This is a genomic window from Pseudoalteromonas galatheae (assembly GCF_005886105.2).
In the GTDB taxonomy this organism is placed as follows: Bacteria; Pseudomonadota; Gammaproteobacteria; order Enterobacterales; family Alteromonadaceae; genus Pseudoalteromonas; species Pseudoalteromonas galatheae.
Genome location: NZ_PNCO02000001.1, coordinates 85,736 through 106,085, shown reverse-complemented (window position 1 = coordinate 106,085; position 20,350 = coordinate 85,736). Strand labels below are relative to the sequence as shown.

Here is a 20,350-nt window from a genome sequence, read left to right as displayed (position 1 = left end):
CACCACCAGCACGCGAAGCAAACAATCATGAGCCAAGTCAAAAGGCTTGTTTTGATGTGCTGCGATGCGCGAAGCAATGTAGGCTTGCCTTGTTTCCTCAGCTGCTACACTGGCATCAAGCCACTCGAACGGCGCACTAATATCATCCGTTATTTGCAGCTGGGGTTGGCCATCTTGTTCATTTTTTACAAACCTAGCGCGCAGTATGTCGTGGCGTAGCACCACATCTTGCACAGCGCTGCGCATTGCGGGAATACTAAGCTCGCCGCGTAACAAAAACTCGGCGGGCATATAATACTGCTTGCTGCCTTGCAACTGCTCTATAAACCAAAGTCCCTCTTGTGCAAAGCTCAGCGGTAAGATTTTCCCCGCGTTTGGCTGCAAGACTATTTTCGGCGATGAGTTCGCCATATCACGACTTTGCTGTTGGAAATAGGCAATGATCTCTGATTTATATTCAACCACCTGCTGTTTTAACTGTGGAGGAAACCCAGCGGTTTGCTTAAATGCTAAGCCACCGTTTTTTTCATACAAGGTCACGCCAGCTGCTAATGCTTCTGCGATCAATGCCTCTATCTGTCTTTGCTGTTCATTCATCACAAAAACATCTCCTCAGACTGACCGTTTTCGTCCGCCGCTTTGGCTGCACGATGGATCTCACACCAAGTTGCAAGTGCGCTTACGCTTGGCCGCTCGAACAATATTTTCAAGGTGATGGGCACCTCAAGCGCCTGTTCAATTAAGGCAACCGCTTGGCTTGCTGATAAAGAGTGCCCCCCTAATTCAAAAAAGTTACTGTTAATATCTCGAACTTGGGTATTGAGCACTTGAGCAAAAACTTCTGCCAGTAGCGTTTGTAGTTCAGTCATGGGAGCTAAAGGTGCTGTAAGCGCTTGCGTCTGTTGCGACTGCACCAGTTGTGCAAGTGCTCCTGCGTCTACTTTGCCGTTATTGGTAAGCGGCATAGCGGCTAGAGCATACAGTTTGTAAGGCAACATATAACTTGGCAGGACCTCTGCTAACGAGGTTAAAACCTGAGTGTGTAGCGCTTGTTCAAGCTCACAGATGGCATCACTGTGCGATGGCGTAGTTAGCACCACACAGGCCAGTAAGTTATCTTTACTTTCGTTAAGTAACACATGTGCTTGTTGCACTGCATCTAGTTGCTCAAGCTGGGCCGCGATTTCTTCAAGCTCGATGCGATAACCACGCAGCTTAACTTGGTTGTCTCGACGACCAATAAACTGCAGCACGCAAGGGCAGCCCTCTTCATCTAGCAGCCAGCGCACTTGATCCCCCGTCTGATAATAACGCTGTGAGTCATTGTTCAAAGACAATGACACAAATTTACTGGCGCTGAGCTCAGGCAACCCAAAATACGCCTGAGCCACATTATCGCCTGCAATGTATAGCTCACCGGGCATTCCCATCGGCACCGGCTGTTGATGCTGATCCAATACCACCAAATGAGTGCCCCGAATGGCGCTACCGATTGGCACAAAGCACTGCGATTGCTGTGCAAGCGAAACTGCATCTTGGCCGTTACAGCGATACACACAACAACCGACCGTTGCTTCTGTTGGGCCATATTCGTTATAAAAATGAGCCTGTGGCAGCAGTGCCCCAACTTGAGCAACCACGCTGCTAGATAAGGCTTCTCCCCCCACCACAATTTGGTGCGCAGCATTGCTCGGTTGTAATCGCGCCAGCACGCCTTGCAAGTGGGCTGGAGTTACCTTGAACAGCAGCGCCTCATCGCGCGCTAAACATTCACTTAGCTCTGTGATTAACTGCCCGCCATCGCTTAACAATACAACGCCAAGACCATTAACCAGCGCGCCCCATAAGCTCGTTACTGTCGCATCAAATGCTAAAGGTGTGCTAACAACACTCTCATGTAAATCGCTTTTGACATAAATGCGGCTCACGTGCTCAAGATAAAGGTGCAAGTTTCGATGGCTTATCATCACGCCTTTGGGTTGCCCTGTGGTGCCTGAGGTATAAATTATATAAGCTGGCGCATCAATATCGCTTAATGGCGCAAGCGCCTCTACAGGCATGTTCTGCCAATCCTGCTCGGTGTCTATTAGCATCACACGGCAGCTGAGATCTGTGCTGTTTGGAAGTAGCGCTGAGGTGGTGATAAGGCAAGTCGCTTTACTGTCACGCAATATATAGTGCTGACGCTGACTCGGTGCATTGGGGTCAAGCGGCACATACACAGCCCCAACTTTTAAGATTGCCAACAGTGCCACAACTTGCTCACAGCTTGGCGCTAAGCTTATTGCAACCTGCGACCTTGCCGTTACGCCTTGCTCAATCAAATAACGCGCTAGTTGATTACTTTGTGACTCCAATTCGCCAAAACTTAACCGCTTGCCAGCCATATCTCGTACTGCATTATAGTGCGCGCGGTGCTGAGCAAAGTCTCGTATTTTATCGCTGATAAACCAAGGCGATTGGGGCTGCGCTTGCGTGGCAGACGTTAGCTCGCTGAGTGTTTTGCTATCGACTAATGGCAAGGTATTTACGCTTTGCTCAGGGCTTGTGAGCGCAGCATCAATTAAGGTTACAAAAGCATCAACCATCGCCTGCACGCTGGTGTGTTTAAACAAAGCTTTGGCATAATTCCACTGCACCGCAATCTCACTGCCCGACTCTTGTGCATTGACTTCTAAATCGAACTTCATTGCAGGCTTAAGATCAAGCTGTTGCTCGATTTTAAGATGAGGTAGCTCGAAGTCACTTTGTTCGTTATTTTGTAGTGCAAAGAGTATTTGTAACACGGGTGAATGCGCTAAGCTGCGCGGAGGATTAATGGCATCAACAAGTTGTTCAAAGGGTAAACTCTGATGAGCAAACGCCGCTAAAATCACCTGCTTTTGCTCACTTAGCCAATCGTTAAATGAAGGCGACCCCACTTTGCGAGTGCGAATAGCTAAGGTATTCACAAAGCAACCCAGTAATCCCTCTAACTCTTTTACCTCACGTCCGGCAATGGGCGAGCCAATGACAATATCCTGCGTTTGACTAAGACGAAGCATCAACAGCGAAAAGGCACTTTGCAGCCACATATACAAGGTTACCCCTTGTGCTTGGCAATGCGCTTTTATCGCCTCAACTTGCGACGTCGTAAGGGTATGGCGAATACACTCACCATCAAGGGACTGAACTTGTGGTCGCTCAAAGTCCAGCGGTAATTCATGAACAACAGGACACTGCTGCAACTGAGTTTGCCAATAGGCAAGATCAGCCTGATAGCTATCTTGCTGTTTTTGCTGCCAGTAGGCAAAGTCTGCATACTGCACCGCTAGTGGTTTAGCGTATTGCTCTGGCACGGGATACGCTGGCGTTTCACTAAAGTGCCGATAAAACGCCACAAATTCTTTCGCCAGCAGCGCCATTGACCAACCATCGCTGGCAATGTGGTGCATGTTAAACAAAAGTCCAAATTGGTTGTGACTAAACTGTACACAGATAACGCGCAGCATAGTGTCTTGGCATAAATCAAAAGGCTTGCTGAGCGATTGCTGCTGTAATGCTTGCCAACGCAGCTGTTGCTCTGCGTTATTCAGCCCAGACAAATCCACTAATTCCACAGGACAGGCTACTTGATCACGAACCTGCTGCACAGCACCGTGCTCACCACTTGCAGGAACGATGACCGTACGGAGCACTTCATGACGTGCAACAATCGCGCTTAACGCTTGCGTTAAAGCGTCAATATCTAAGGCACCTTCACACCAATAGCTCGCTGGCATATGGTATTGCAGACTTTGCTCATGTAACTGGTCGATTAACCATAAACGCTGCTGAGCAAAAGAAAGGGGTAACGCTTGGGCTCTTGATACCGGCTCAATGGTATTGCTGTGCGCAATCATCGAACTTGCGGTTATCACTTCAGCAAACGCTGCAATACTTGGCGCATCAAAGAGTTGTGGCAAGGTGATATCTCGCTGCTGCTCACTGCGCACTCGGCTGATCACTTTTATGGCAAGCAGTGAATGCCCGCCTAAGTCAAAGAAGCTGTCGTTAATACTCAGTACTTGACTCGGCAGTAGCTCACGATATAACTCAAGTAAATAACGCTGTGTACCTGTGAGCTTAGACCCATCAATTATCTCAGCGGCCTCTTGGCTTTTCGCCTGTGCCTGATAGGCTAACTGTAATGCTTGCTTGTCTACTTTTGCGTTTGCAGTCAGCGGAATATCAGCAACGACATCCAGCGCGGCAGGTAACATGTAACTGGGCAGCGACTGCGATAAAGCTTGGCGCAACTGCACAAGTGTGAGCTTAGCCTCGTCATGTAAGACCACATGAGCCACTAGGCTTTCTTGCGCTTCATCAACACTCACAGCGCAGCTTTTTACTTGCGTCAACGCGTCGATTTGATGGGCGATTGCCACAAGAGAAATACGGTAGCCGCGCAGTTTGACTTGCTCATCTAACCGCCCCAAATAACAAAGGTAGTCAGCCTCTGCGCGCGCATTCGCCTGCCACTTTGCCTTGTCGCCACTGCGATACCAACGCATGCTTGAAATACCAGACGCAGGCACCGCTTGCTCAACAAAGCGTGCTTGCGTCACACTCGCGAGATTAATATAACCTTCACACACCCCTTCTCCCGCAAGCCAAAGCTCTCCGGGCATATTAGGTAAAGCCAGCTGACCAAACTCATCGACTACCGCAAGGGTCATATTATCGATAGCATGGCCAATAGGCACTTCCTCATGGCTCCCTAACAAGTGGCGCGACTCACGGCTTACAGCATAGATACTACAGCCGACTGTTGCCTCAGTTGGGCCATATTCGTTTATCCACTGAGCATTAGGGAGCTTATCCATCAGCTTATTGACCAAAGCTGCGCTCAGCCCTTCACCGCCAACCACAAATCGGTGAGCAATATTGCTATAAGTTTGTGCGTCACTTAATGCCAATACCGCGCGTAAGTGAGCCGGTGTTAACTTGAATAATTTAGCTTCCGTCGCGGCAAAAATCTGTTCATGTAATGCAGGCAACAATTCAGCGCCCGTGGGGAGCAGCTCAAGCTCTCCGCCTCGCATTAAAATAGGCACTAAGGCGGTTACCGTCGCATCAAACGCCAGCGGTGTACTAAGTACTGCTTTGGTTATATCGCCGGATTGTGGTAGGTAGCGCTGATACGCAAAGCGCAGATAATTATTGAGGTTGCCATGACTAATAGGCACCCCTTTTGGCTGCCCGGTTGAACCTGAGGTATAAATAACATAAGCAAGCTCGGCCTCTTTAAATGCAGCAGCGTCTTCATCTACCAGCAAACTGGTATCGTAAAACGCAAAGTTCCCTTCGGCTTCGAACAAATCATCAAGCAACAAAAAGTCACTCCCTGCTTCAATCAAACGCTCGGCATCTTCACTTAGCGCCAGCGTCAATACGATGTCTGCATCATTCATGATATAGGCTAAGGTATCGGTTGGCGTGTCATGATGAATTGGCACATAAGTATGGCGCGCTTTTAATATTGCCAGTACCGCAGCCGCCATGTAACTCGAAGACGGCAGTAAAATAGCAATGCGACTTTGCTCGGCAAATGCCATTTCTAATAAACTATTAGCAAGTTGATTCGCGCATTTTTCTAAGGTGAGATAACTACAAGTGAACTCTCCCATGCGCACCGCAGTCTGTAGTGGAGCCTGAAGAGCTGCCTGACTAAACTGAGCCACCCATGGCTGTTGCTCTGTCACTTCTACTGCAACACTTTGCTGCTGTTTTAATAGCGCTAACTGCTGCTCAGCGGGCCACAATGACAATGCTGACAACGGGACATTTGGCTCTGCAAGGCATTGCGATAACACATAACAAAACTGCTGATGGAAACTAACTACACTCGCTTCTTGCCACAAGTTACTGTCATAAAGCCATTCAACGGTGAGTACATCCCCCTCGTCTATCACTGCAACTTCCAAATCTAGTTTGGCACCGCGTACTTTACTTTGGCAAGGCGTCACTTCCAATTGTTCTAGCGTAAGGTTTTCATTTATCTGATTATTTACCCGAAACACGATTTGATGCAGCGGATGTTGAGTGCTTGAGCGTTCAATGTCTAGCTCATCCACTAACACATCGAAGGGAATATGTTGGTGTTGCAACGCGTCGTTTAGTAAGCCTTGAGTTTGCTGTAGTGCTTGGATAAAGGTGGTGTCTTCGCTCCACTTGCTCCTAAGCACTAAGGTATTGATAAAGTTACCAATCATACTTTCAAATGCTTTAAGATGACGCCCTGATACCGGCGTCCCGACAACCACGTCGCGCTGTTGAGAAAAGCGGCTTAACCACAAGGAAAATAGCGTTTGCAGTAACACAAATAAGGTTTGCCCTGAGCGAGTTTGATACGCTCGAAGCGCACTGACCAGCGCTGCTGGTATGGGCTCAATCACTAACGCGCCGCGCGCAGAAGTTGTTGCTTCTCTGCGGTAATCAAGCGGTAGTTCATGCACCTTGGGCAGACCTTGTAATTGCATACGCCAATAATCGAGCTCTTGTTGCCATAGCGAACTCTGCTCCAGCTGCTGCTGCCACATTACATAATCAACATAATGCACCTCTTGCAATGTTGAGGTGTCGCCACTGAGCGCGGCTTTGTATGCCTGTCCTAACGCGTCACTCAAACAAGCAATAGACCAACCATCGGCTGCGATATGATGTAAGGTGATCACAAGGGTAGCCTGCGTGGCTTGCTGCTGATAAAGACTGGCGCGTAGCATCAAATCACGGCTTAAATCGAAGCTGGTTGCGTAATCTTCTGCGATAGCCTGCTCTAACGCATGCGCTTGTTGCTCAGCGGATTTATCAGTCCAGTCGTGCTTAACCAAGGAAAATCGAGCATCAAGATTAACGCTTTGATATGGCTCTCCTTGCGCATTTTGATGGTAATTAAGCGCCAAGACCGGATGTTGCTTAATCACAGTAATAAAGGCTTGCTCTAAGGCCTCAGCATTCAGCTTACCTTTTAATTGGAATATGCCCTGGAGATTATATTGGTTGCTGTGTCCTTGCAGTTGATCAACAAACCATAAGCGCCGCTGTGCAAATGACAAAGGATAATTGGGCTGTGATGGCGCAGGCTGTAGACTTGGTAAAGACGACTGCGACTGAGAGTTAGCCAACATCTCACTTAGTTCAAATACGCTCGGATTGGCAAATACTTGCTTTAAGCTCACCTCCACTGAGAGCTGAGTTCTTAGCTCATTGAGCAATTGCATTGCCAATAAAGAGTGACCACCAATGCTGAAAAAGCTATCGTGCAGCCTCACTTCTGGTGCGCCTGTTAAGGTTTGATAGAGCGCAATTAACTGTCGCTGCAACGCACTTGTCACCTCACTACTTTGGCTTTGAGAAGTTAATGCCAAAGACTGTAATTGTTGGCGGTCTGACTTGCCATTACTCAGGGTGGGTAAGTGTTGGCAAAGCTCTATCCAGCTTGGGATCATCGGCTCAGGCAAGCGACGCTTCAAGCCTTGACGGATAGCCTCGCGCAGATTAGTTGCGGCGCACTGGCTGCTATCAACACTTACCACAAAAGCAACCAAGGCATCTTGTTTGCCGAGCTTGCGCACCACGACTGCTGCCTGCGATACCTCATCAAGCGCTACTAGTGCAGCTTCTATTTCATTAAGGTCAACGCGGTAACCGCGAATTTTCGCTTGTTTGTCAATTCGACCGAGAAATTCAAGCTCGCCGCTCGCATTCAGCCTAACGCCATCACCACTGCGATAAAAACGGGTGCATTGGGTACTATGTTGCAAGCTACTTGTAAACTGAGTTGCGGTCTCTGAAGGCGCATTTATATACCCTTTGGCGAGGCTCGGCCCGCCAATATAGAGCTCACCGGGCATGCCTGCGGGTGTTAGCTTCCCCTGTTTGTTGAGTACACAAGTGGTAACATGTGCCAAAGGCGTGCCGATTGGGTAACTGTGGCCGGTTAGCTTGCTGTCTGTCACTTCATGACAAATCACTCCAACACAAGCCTCCGTCGGACCATAATGGTTGAAAATACGCGCCTCGGGCGTCAGCGCGCGAATGCTATCAACAAGCTGCTCACCTAATGCTTCTCCACCTAACACCCACTGCGAAATGGCGGGCTTTTGCTCCGAAAACTGAGGCAAAAGCACCGAGGCAAAAGAAGGGGTTAATTTAATCAAATTAACTTGCTCAGCCACTAACTTGGCTGCGATTAGGGCCGGTTCTGGGGCTTGGTTTGCAAGAGTCAGCACCACAGTGCCGCCATGAGTAAGCACCGGATACACAGCCGTTAAGCATAAGTCTGTGGCAAGTCCTGTGAGCACGCCCGCTCGCGTATCTTGGTTGTAACTCAATCTCGCCGCAATACTGCTGCAATAGTGGCTCAGCGCGCCATGGCTGATCTCAACCCCTTTGGGCACACCAGTGGAGCCAGAAGTAAACAACACATACGCGCTATCATCAAAACTTGGTGAATAAGTTTGCTGCGGCGCTCCTTTGTTTTGGTTCAGCTCACTATATTTAATAACCTGGATGTCAGCTTCATGTAGCGCTTGGCAAAGAGGCGTTTCGACATTTACTACCACCGTATTACACTCAGCTTGCCCTAGCATTTGTAGCGCTCTTGCAGTGGGCATATTGCCATCAATAGGTAGATACGCGCGGCCACTTTGCATTACGCCAAGCATAGTGACAATGTCACTCATATCACCCGTAGTTATCAGCGCAATGATTGACGCTGGAACATCTAAGTTGTTGGCAATTTGCAAACTTTGGGCATACAACTGCTGATACGTCAGGGTGCGTGATGCTTCGCCATTGGTACTTGGCACAACCACTGCAATCGCATCACCTTGAGTTTGCGCTATATTTCTGATTGCTTGTAGCACCAGCGCCGGCTGGCTGATGTTGTGATTGATATCCGCCGCCTTTGTCGGTACGTTCGTTGATTTGAGCACCAAGTCGTCAATCGGCAGCGCCTCTTTAGCACAATAGCACTGGACGAGTGCCAAATAATCATCGGCAAATTGCTGAATAAGCACATGCTTATAAAGCCCTGTTGCATAAACAAAGTCACACACAAGGGCATCATCTGTATCATCAATAGATAGGGTTAAATCAAATTTCGCAGTGCCATTATCTAGGGCAATTAACTCGGCTTCTAATTGGTTATTTACCGACACCTTATTACTGGCCACACCATTGTAGTTAAATAACACTTGGAACAAGGCGGAATGCGCTGCGGATTTGGGTAGCTCTAGCGCTTCAATGATGTCTTCCACGGCAGCGTTTTGATTACTAAGCCCTTGCAACACTTGACCTTGTAGTGCCTTAATCGCCTCACTCATGGAGTGTTCACCGTTTATCTGCATTCGCAATGGCAAGGTATTAATAAAGCAGCCAAGCATAGTTTCAAACTCGCTTTGCTGGCGATTTGCAACCGGCACCCCTAAGGTAATATCAGCTTGCTCACTGTAACGATAAAGCAAGATGTAGAACACGCCCAGCAAGGCAGTAAAGTGTGTTACGCCATCGTTGTGGCAAGCTTTATCTAATCGTTGTATTTGTTCTGCGTTAAACGAACAACGAACTGTGCCACCTTGGTACTGCTTTTCTTTTTTTCTTGGATAGCTGGTGGGTAATTCAAACGGTGTAAATGCCTCTAACTGCTCAGTCCAATAGGCCAATTGCTGTTGATAGTCTGGGGATTGTCTTAATTGCTGCTCCCAGTGCACATAGTCAACATACTGTAAATCGGGAAGCTCAACACACATCTCTGTTAGCTCATACAGCAGTGCGTTGATAAATACAGTCACGCTCCAGCCATCACTAATAATATGATGCATGTTAACGAGTAACCAGCGGCAATCAGTATGAGAGTTACTCACTAAAGCCGTCACTTGCAGCAGCGACTCGTTGGCAAGATCAAACTGATACCGTACAGCCTGTTTAATCGACTCTGGTAGCTGATTGGGTAGCGCTTCTTCATCCACGGTAATCACAGCAATTTTCATCGCCTCAGCAGGTTCAATTTGCTGCATTACCTTCCCTTCAACCGTGGTAAACCTTGCTCTTAAAATATCGTGCTTAGCTACCACGCGGTTCAAGGCTTGTTCAATGTTCGTGACTAAAAATGGCTGCGATAATTTAACGAGCCCAGCCATATTGTATGCCACGGTGCCTCCTTCATACTTATCAATAAACCACATTCTTTGCTGCGCAGCAGATAGCGCGGTAGATTGCTTTTGTTGCCCCTGAAGGTAGGTGATAAGCGTAGTTTTGTGCGTCTTTATCTTATCCAGAATACCCTCAGGCACCTGCCCAAGCGGTGTTCTAAGTTTTAATTTATCCTGCTGTAAATAAACATAAATCTGTTGACGATCAAGCTCATCTAACCACTGTTTTATTGCAAAGTTATCCATCATTACAAGTCCATCTCCGTCATGGATTTATCACTCAGTGCAGCGCTCAAATCACGATCGCTCACAATATCACTGACTTTTTCTACATTTGGAGTTTGCGCTTCCAGCGCCATGGCATCATGGGCTTGTTTCAGCGCTTCTATACATTCGGCAAGCTCTGCAATACAGGCATGCTCAAAGATGTCGCCAATGGTCAATTTAATATTGAAAGCTTGGTTGAGTCTTGATACCAACTGCATACCAATCACCGAATTGCCACCGCTATCCACAAAACGTGCTGTGACGCCCAACTGCTCAACAGGGAGTAGCGAGATATAGTGCTGGTGCAGCTGTTTTTCTGTTTCAGTGCGGGGAGCCAAGGTGCATATTTCTGAGGCTTTTTCTGCCACTGGCTTTGGCAGTACTTTTCGGTCGCGCTTACCATTTGGCGTCATCGGCCACTGACTTAACCAAACAAAATGCTCAGGCACCATGTAACTTGGTAACCACTCACCAAGCACTTGGCGCAGCCGAGGCGAAGACCACTCGGTAGATAACTCACCATCATCAACAATATACCCACATAGACAAGAGCCTGTTGCTAGTGTTTGCACACAAACATCGACTTCACTGCTATTGAGTATCCGCCCCAAATGATGGCTAATATCACCAAGCTCTATACGGTGACCATGAAGCTTAATTTGGTTATCTAAGCGCCCTTTTACTTCAAAGCGACCATCAGCTAAACGCCTCGCTTTGTCTCCCGTTTTGTATAAACGGCGGCTAATTGAGGTGCTAAATTGATGATTGATAAAGCGCTGCTGGGTCAGCTCCGCTTGATGTAAATAGCCCATAGCAACGCCACTGCCACCAATGTATAACTCGCCCCATACGCCATCGGGTAAAGGCAACCCTTCACCATGACACTCGGTTGGGAGCACAAATAAGCTGGTATTTTGTATCGCTTTACCAATGGTTACCTCTGCGGCATTGTCGATATGTGCCACCGCCGACCAAATCGTGGTTTCGGTTGGCCCGTATAAGTTATAAACCGCTTTGCTGTGACTAAGTAACTGCGCGGCCAGTGCCTGAGATAAAGGCTCACCGCCACTCCACACTTTGATGCCAGAGGTACATGCTGGCGCCGCATTTAGCAGTAATTGCCATAACGTTGGCGTTGCCTGCATCACAGTTACCTGTTGCTGCTCGATAAGCGCGCCAAGCACAGCAGGATCGCTTATACTTTCATCACTTGCCAGCACCACAGACGCACCAACCAGTAATGGTCCAAACAATTCTAGCAAGGCAATATCAAACGCCACCGTGGTGATAGCCAATAAGCGGTCATCTGCCACCAGCCCCGGCTCGCGACACATAGATGCAAGCAAATTAGCAAATGCCCCGTGATTGACTTCAACGCCTTTGGGTTGGCCCGTAGAACCTGAGGTATAAATCACGTACGCTCGCTGCTGAGCTTGAATTAGCAAGCTTGGGCTGCGAGTCGAACTTTTGGCAATTTCTTCCGCATCGCTATCCATGCAGACTCGCTTTAAACCACCATGATTGAATAACGCAAACTCCGCACCGGTGGCATCACACAGCACAACTCTCACTTTGGCATCATGCAAAATATGCGCGATGCGCTCGTCAGGAAAGGTAAGATCAAGTGGTAAAAATGCCGCCCCCACTTTCATCACCGCCATGAGTGCAATCAGCAACTCAGCTCGGCGTGGTAATGCCACCGCCACGATGCTATTGGGCGTTACCTGCTGCTTCATCAAGTAGTGAGCGAGCTGGTTAACACGCGCATCTAGCGTCTCATAACTGAGGCTCATGTCGTCGGCTACCAGCGCCACATGCCCGCTGCAGCGCGACACATTGTGCTGCCACGTTTCAACAAAACTCGTCGCGGCCTTGACCGATTTTTCTTGCTGTAGCGGTAACTCAACCAATCGATACACATCATCACTACTTTGTATCAACTCATTTTGAGCCCCTATCGGTGTGTTGCCTTGAACCTGCGATAGCAAATGGACAAACTTAGCCACGTACTGGGTCATTAATTCAGTATCAAATTGCGCAGTGTGATATTCCACTAACAGTGACCACTGTCCCGCAATACAGGTCATATTTGTCGTCAGTTCAAATTGGCCAAATTTAGCGACACTTGGCTGTACCTCAACTTCTAACCCGTTAAAGCTCGGCAAAGTAGTAACTTTATCTAGATTAAACAAAGTACTAGGTAGAATTAGCTGTTCATCGGCAAGGCTTGCATACGGGTGGGTTTGGTGATCAAAAGCATCAAGTAAGGTATTTTGCACCCGCTGTACCAGCTCACCGATAGTACTAAGACCTGCCATATCCACCACAATGGGTAAGATATTGGTGCAATAGCCCAGTAAGACTTGGTCGAGCAACTCAGGCTCAAACTGCGATGCCAGTCGTTGCCTATCTGATACCGGCACACCGACACTTATCACCGTCTGACTACTTAACTTATGTAGCCACAAGCAATAAAGTGCAAGCATGGTTGCAAATTGCCCACAGCGTAAAGACTGGGCAAGGGTCTCTGTGTTTCGGATTGCACTCGACGAAATGGGTAATGTGAGCTGATTGACTTGGTATGAAGCCGCACTCACCATCGTTGATTTTGGTAGCTCAAGTGGTGTTGAACTGGCTAAGCATTGATGCCAAAAAGCTTGGTTTTTTGCAGCTGCTGGTGAATGCGAATATGCCTGTAAGCTATCAACGTAGTGATTAAAGGAGACCGCTCGGCTTGACGTCTCATTTTGTTTTACATCTTGATTGTAGCGCTCAGCGATTGCTTCCAGCACCATTTGTAGTGAAAGGCCATCGCAGATCACATGATGGGCCACCACACTTAAATAGTGTTGCGCTTTGCCATCACTCAACAGCGTCACTCTACAAAGTGGGTCTTTTGCAAAGTCAAACGGTTGATAACGCAGTGCGGATAGCCGCGTTTGCAATGTTCCTTGGTCGTCCTCACTCCATGGCTCAACATGCAGCTCGGCTTTTTCCACTCGGCAATATTGCATTAAACGCTCACTATCGACACCAAAACGCAAGACTGGGAAGTCGCGGCAGACCGTGGTAACGGCTTGTTGCAGCCGCGCTAACTCGAGCTTACCAGAGAGTTTTACCGTCGCTTGTAATTGATATGCACTCGCCCCTTCGCTTGAGGTCAACGCCATCGCTAATAGTTGTTGCTGGCTAAGGCTAAGTGGAAATGCAGCATCGTCATCACTTTGGCTCGCTTCACCAAAGTAGCCCGCACGTTTTAAGCTAAGTACACTAGCTTCAACTGCGTTTATCACCGCTGCAATGTCTTCATCTGTATGGGCGGCGCTGAAAAAGCAGTTTCGTCCTTCCCAGATAAACACACCGCGCTCTAGCATTTCATAAAAGAACACATCAAGATTTTGCGAAAAGCGAAAACGGAATAATGAGGCAAACGCTTCTATTCGAATGGGTACGTCATGGGTTTCAAAAAACGCATTGAGATGTGCTTTAAATGCCGCGGTTTTGTCGTTGATCCCTTGTTGTAACGCTGGACCTTGCGACTTAATCGCTTGCAACACCGCTTTGGCGCTCGCCATGGTCATTGGATGTTTGCAGAAAGTCCCGGCAAAGAAGGTAGTATCGGTCAAAGGGTAGGAATCATCTCCGTATTGCCAATTTCCTCCGTCAATGGCATCAAGGTAGGTAGCGGCCCCCGCGACCACACCAATAGGCATACCACCACCGACGATTTTGCCATAGGTTGCCATATCGGCCTTAATGCCAAGCAAACCTTGAACACCACCGGGATGTGCTCTAAAGCCAGTGATCATTTCGTCAAAAATGAGGGCAATACCATGTGCTTCAGTGAGCGTACGTAGTTTACGTAAAAACGCCCAAGGCTGATTTTCAGGATGACGGCTTTGTACCGGCTCAACAATCACCGCGGCAATATGTTGCGCCTCTCGGGTAATGATCTCAAGCGCTTCATCATCACCATAAGGTAAGACAAGGTTATCGGCGATTGCGCCGTAGCGCACTCCAGCACACATTGCCTCTACGCCTTGCTCTGGCGATTCAGTTGCTAAAGTACCATCATAGTGCCCATGGTACGCACCTGAGAACTGAACAATTTTATCGCGTTTGGTCACTGTTCTTGCTAGGCGTAGCGCTGTCATGACCGCCTCTGTACCAGAGTTACAAAACGATGCTCGCTCAAGCCCAGTCAGCTCACAGATAAGTGCGGCGACCTCTGGCGCATCGGGACTTGCCAGTCCCAACTGCATCCCGGCTTCAAGCTGCTGCGCCAGTGCAGCTTTGATAAAGTCAGGATTATGACCAAATAAGTTAGTACCAAAGTCCATGGTGATATCAATATAGCGATTATCATCAATATCCCAGATATATGCGCCCTCACAGCGCTTAGAAAATACCGGATAAAGTAGCTCTTTGCTCGACAGTCTAAAGCCCGCCGACGCACGGCAGTCCGCAAGGCGTGCGCGATATTCGCTCACTAGCGCTTTTGAACTGTGCGTTTTCGCAATGTAAGAGTCACTCAATGCAGCAAGGTGTTGACGTATGGCTGGGCTGCTATTGGCATGCTGCACTTGTTTTTGCTGTGCGCCTGGTAATACTGATTGAGCGCTGCTCAGCTGGGGTTTTGATACCACAGTTGCTGTCGAGGTGACTGCACTGTTTTCAACTTTCGCGCCCTGAATATGGCGTAACTGCTGTCCCACCACAGCTTCTAACGCAGCTCTCGCTTCAGCGTTGGTCACTGTGCTTGCCGCCTGCAATTGCGCCTGATAGATAGCGACAAGCGTGTGGTTGTCAGCCTCTACTGCACTACCTTTTGGCGTATCATTCGTTATCGATACAGGTGATGGCAAACTGCCAGCTTGTTGTGAACCTTGCGGCACTTTGAGATAGTCACTATGGCGTTGAATATAGGCCACTAACTTATCGACATCGCTGAGCTCTTGATAAAATTGGCGAACACTAAACTCTAAACCGAATTCCCGCTCGTACACTCTAACGGCCTGCATGATCATCAACGAATCAACCCCCATTTCTAGCAACGGGAGGTTGGTTTGGATAGCATCAGCGGGCATCGACAAGAGTCCCGCTAAGGTATTGAGCACAAAGCTGCGGATCTGAGCATCACGGTCACTTGTATCCACCACAGTCAGAGCTTCGGGCTGTGATTGTTCAGTACCAAAAACCCAGTATGAGCTGCAATCAAATGGATATTGCGGCAAACTCACTCTAGCGCTCGGGCGATTGCCATACACCTGTTGCCATTCGAGCGCCCCGCCTAAATCAAGGTATGTGCCTAAACACTCGGCGAACCTCATGCAGTCATCGCCTTTGGGGTGCAATACATGGGCATAATTGAGCGCTTTGTTATTACTGTTTTCTTGTAGTAAGCCACTCAAAATAGGTTTGGGACCAAGCTCAATCGCTAAGCCATGCTCTAGTGACTCAATCGCAGTTACACAGTCAACAAAGCGAACCGGTGCCATAATTTGCTCAACCCAATACTCGGCCGTAGCGATAAGTGTAGACTCCACTTGCCCCGTCATGGATGAAACAAAAGGCAGCCGAGGCTGTTGGAATCTAACCTGTTCAGCGACTTTCCTAAAGGCGTGTAGCATGGGGTTCATCAGTGGAGAATGGAAAGCGTTTGCCGTATGCAGCGCTTTTACTTTAATTTGCTGTGCTGCAAGCACATCACTGAGGGCTATGATTGCTTCATCAGCACCGGAGAATACGACCCCAGCCTCACCATGGAAGGCTGAGATAACCACTTGCCCCTGAGTCTCGCTCAAGCAATTACGTGCGGCTCTTTCATCACATCTTGCGGCGATCATGCTGCCTTTTATCGGTAATTCATGCATTAGTTGACCACGCGCTGCAATCAACTCAACGCCATCACGAAGCGAGAACACACCCGCAATACAAGCCGCTGCATACTCACCAACGCTATGACTGAGCAGCTGAGATGGCTTTACTCCATAATGCATCAATAAGTTTGCCAAACTGTATTCGACGGCAAACAAGCTCACTTGCGTCCAACGGGTTTGTGCCAGTAGTTCACTATGCTTTTCATCGAATAACACATCCAACAGGCGTGCTCCAAAGCGCTCGCCAATCAGGCTGTCAATTTCATCTAAGTGACTGCGAAACACTGCGTGGTGTTGATATAAAGAGTGAGCCATCAAGGGGTATTGCGAACCTTGTCCGGTGAACAAAAACGCAACTTCTGGAGCAGCATTTGCCGAAGACTGTTCGGCAATAATCGGAACATTAAGTTGCGAAATAAGTGTTTCTCTACTCACACCACTAAACGTTTTATGCATACCTTTAAGCGGTACTTGCTCAGCACTTTGTGCGCAGAAGTCATCAAATGCTTGAGGAGTCAAACTCGACAATCGTTCACTATAGTGACCAGCAAGTTTCTGCAATGCCGCTTTTGATTTAGCAGCCAGAGGCAATAGATAAAACGAAGGCGGTGTTACTTCAGCTTGCATGTCGGGTTTAGGCACAGGCGCTTGTGCGCAGACCACATGGGCATTAGTACCACCAAAACCAAAAGAGCTTAATCCAGCGGCTCTGATTCCCCCCTGTTGTACGGGCCATGTCTGCATGTTTTGCGGCACCATAAATGGGAGCTTTTGCCATGGAATATGCGGATTGAGCGCCTCACTATAGCGCTGTGCAGGAATTTGCCCATGCTGTAAACACAGTAGCGTTTTGATAAGCCCAGCAATACCCGCACCGGACTCTAGGTGACCAATATTCGCTTTTACCGCACCGAGAATAACCGGATCATGACGACTATGGTGTTCTCCATACGTGCGGTTTAATGCTGTGATCTCGATAGGATCGCCAAGCTCCGTACCCGTGCCATGGGTTTCCACATAGTGGATATCTCCCGCCTGCATCTTAGCATTATCAAGGGCGGCATTGATCACAGCCTGTTGCGCGGCACTATTTGGCGCGGTAATGCCATTGCTGCGGCCGTCTTGATTAATTGCACTGCCTTTGAGTACACCAACAATCGGGTCGTTGTCTGCCATGGCTTGTTGTAGCGGCTTTAGCATCACCACCCCAACTCCTTCACTTCGCACATAGCCATCCGCTGCCTGTGAAAAGGTTTTACAATGGCCGTCTGCTGCTAACATCTGAGCGTTTTCACAGGCCTTAGTCACATCATCGCTCAGAATAAGGTTAACGCCCGCCACCAACGCCGCATGCGTTTCTCCATTTCTTAGTGCTTGAATTGCATGATGAAGCGCCACCAGCGATGACGAGCACGCAGTATCAATTGCCACACTTGGGCCGGTAAAATTAAAACTATAAGAAATGCGGTTTGCAGCAATACTCAGTGCTGTGCCTGTGCCTAAATACGCGGTACTTTTTTGCTGTTGTTGCGACAATAAAAAGTAGTCATTTTGCGATATACCAACATACACGCCAATATCGCTGCCTGCGAGCGTGGCGGGTTGGTAACCGGCATGTTGTATGGCGTGATAAGTCGTTTGGAGCAGTAATCTATGTTGTGGGTCGATATGCTTAGCTTCGAGTGGCGAGATCCCGAATAATGCAGCATCAAACTCATCGACATTCTCTAAATAGCCACCGAGTCGGTCGGCTTCAAGATTCGGGCAAAGCTGCTGGCGCTTAGGATCTGGCGTGGTGATCCCATCGCCCTGCTGGCTTAACAGCTGCCATAATGCATCTAATCCATTTGCTGAAGGATAACGACAGGCCATGCCAATCACGGCAATATCTGTATCCGCAATATCTTCAGCTCGGCGAGAAGCTTGCGTCTTATTCGCTTGCTCAGTGGCACCTTTCGACTCGTTAAGCTCTGCCTCTCCTAGGGCTTGAGTAAGCGTACTAAACTGACTCAAATACTGGGCTAGTTCGCGAATTGAGGGATATTCGTAAAGTACCGTAGGCTCAAGGTCTAGCTCGTGTACTTCCATTAACTCCCCAGAGATCCGCACCGCTTTCATCGAATCCACACCTAACGCCAAGAATGGCGCGTCGATATCCAAACTACGCGCGGGCTTATCTATTTCTTGTGCGACTAACTCTTGTAATAACCGCTGAATTTGCTGTAGTGACGACGAAGATGATGGCGCCTCAGCTTGTTGTGGCGTAGCTTCTTCACGGGCACGCGCAATTACTTCAAAATTATTGGCTAAATAACTGCGCTTATTCTCTTGGCGCTGAATTTTACCGCTCGAGGTTTTATGAATGCGACCGGGTTTTATCAATACGATGTCATAAGGCGTAATGCCGTGGTGCTCAACGATCGCAGCAGTGATCTGCTGCAATATCTGCTCTGCATTTAACTTTCTTAGTGCAGTACGCTTTACCTGTTGTACTATCACCAAACGTTCTTCATCGCCATTGGAAGCTACCGAAAACGCCGCACCGCCATTTTGTTCTAAGCTATCGCTTGCTTGTGTAACCGTTAGTTCTATATCTTGCGGGTAGTAGTTTTTACCGCGGAAGATAAGTACGTCTTTGGCGCGTCCTGTAACGAATAATTCCCCACGCTGGATAAAGCCTAAATCACCAGTACGAAGGTAATCTCGCTGGTCAGCACCTTTAATTCTGGCATGAAACGTAGCCTCGGTTGCCGCTGGGTTATTCCAATACCCCTTTGCTACACTTGGGCCAGTTACCCAAATTTCTCCGGTTTCACCATCATTGCAGGCTTCAAAAGACTCTGGATTAACTATCGCAATGCGATGCTCGCCCCAACTCACGCCAGAAGATACGGCGTAATAAGGCTGCTGGTCATCAGCCACATCGAATGCATAAAATACATCTACTACGTCTTCATCTGCGACTAGTTCGGCTTTACCCTGCTGTAGCTTGGTCGCATCTATACGTAATATCCTTGGTTTTTCTAGAAGCCGCCCTCCGGTTGCAAATAAGGTGGTTTCTGCCATGCCGTAACAAGGTGCAATACTCTCTCTTTGTAAACCACATACTTTAAACTTTTGATAAAAGCGCTCTAACGTGCTGGCACGCACAGGTTCTGCGCCATTTAATGCCGAACGCCAATGGGACAAATCTAAGTCTTTAAGGTCTTCATCTTTGACGGTGTCCACACACAGGTCATAGGCAAAGTTTGGCGCGCTTGACGTTAAAGCTTTGGTTTGGGAAAGCAGCTTTAACCAACGCAGTGGTTTTTGCAGAAAATAAGCCGGATTCATCAGCGCAGCTGTCGCACCGATGTAAATTGGGTGCATAATGCCAAAAATCAGTCCCATATCATGGAAATGAGGCAACCAGCTTACAATCGAAGAGTTGCTATCATGACCAAACGCTTCTTTCATGAGCGCCTGATTATCAAGAATATTGTCGTGGGTTACCATTACGCCCTTAGGTGTGCCCGTCGAGCCTGAGGTATATTGTAAAAATGCCAGTTGCCCACCATGAATGTCCGCTCGAGGCCACTGTTGAGTGGTCGATTTAAGTGCAATGTTATCGGTAGTAAATAGTGCTAACTGCGCTAGGCTTGGCTCAGAATCAAGCAATGGCTTGGCGATTTCATTAATCTTTTCACTGGTAAGCGCACCTTTGGCACCTGCGTCTTCAATGATAGCGCGCAGACGATCAACGTTTTGATTCTTCTTGGGTGGATAAACCGGTACCGCAATGATCCCTGCGTATAAACAAGCAAAAAAGGCTTCAATAAATTCAAATCCAGAGTTGTACAGTAACAAAGCTCTGTCACCCGATTCAAAATATTCACTCAATGTCTCAGCAATGGATGCTGCACGTTCATGTAGTTCTTGGTAGGAAATGGTTTTACTTGGTAATGCCTCATCGTAAAAATACTGATAGGCAATATCTTGAGATCGAGTACGCGCTAAACCCGCGAGTATAGTAACAATATTTGTATTCAT

General features: G+C 48.2%; 3 protein-coding genes (1 of these 3 only partly in view). All 3 read right to left on the bottom strand.

The window, feature by feature from the left end; genetic code table 11:
- Tightly spaced (each overlapping or abutting the next), the 3 genes in view from CWC29_RS00435 to CWC29_RS00425 form a layout consistent with a single transcriptional unit that may run on beyond the window.
- On the bottom strand, positions 1 to 597 hold the 5' portion of the coding sequence (locus tag CWC29_RS00435; RefSeq protein WP_138523905.1) for a non-ribosomal peptide synthetase. The gene continues 11,460 nt to the left of window position 1, outside the view; the window shows 597 of its 12,057 coding nt (coding positions 1-597); it begins with the start codon at positions 595 to 597; its stop codon lies off the left edge, out of view.
- On the bottom strand, positions 597 to 10,424 hold the full coding sequence (locus CWC29_RS00430) for a non-ribosomal peptide synthetase (RefSeq protein WP_138523903.1): 9,828 nt from the start codon (positions 10,422 to 10,424) through the stop codon (positions 597 to 599). Before CWC29_RS00430 ends, CWC29_RS00435 begins: the two co-directional genes overlap by 1 nt.
- Positions 10,424 to 20,350 (bottom strand): non-ribosomal peptide synthetase/type I polyketide synthase, encoded by a 9,927-nt coding sequence (locus CWC29_RS00425; RefSeq protein WP_138523901.1) that lies wholly within the window; start codon positions 20,348 to 20,350, stop codon positions 10,424 to 10,426. Before CWC29_RS00425 ends, CWC29_RS00430 begins: the two co-directional genes overlap by 1 nt.

Bases quoted from the DNA above. Each gene is read 5' to 3' on its own strand.
- CWC29_RS00425 (WP_138523901.1), bottom strand. From the start codon at position 20,350: ATGAATACAAATATTGTTACTATACTCGCGGGTTTAGCGCGTACTCGA.
- CWC29_RS00430 (WP_138523903.1), bottom strand. From the start codon at position 10,424: ATGATGGATAACTTTGCAATAAAACAGTGGTTAGATGAGCTTGATCGT.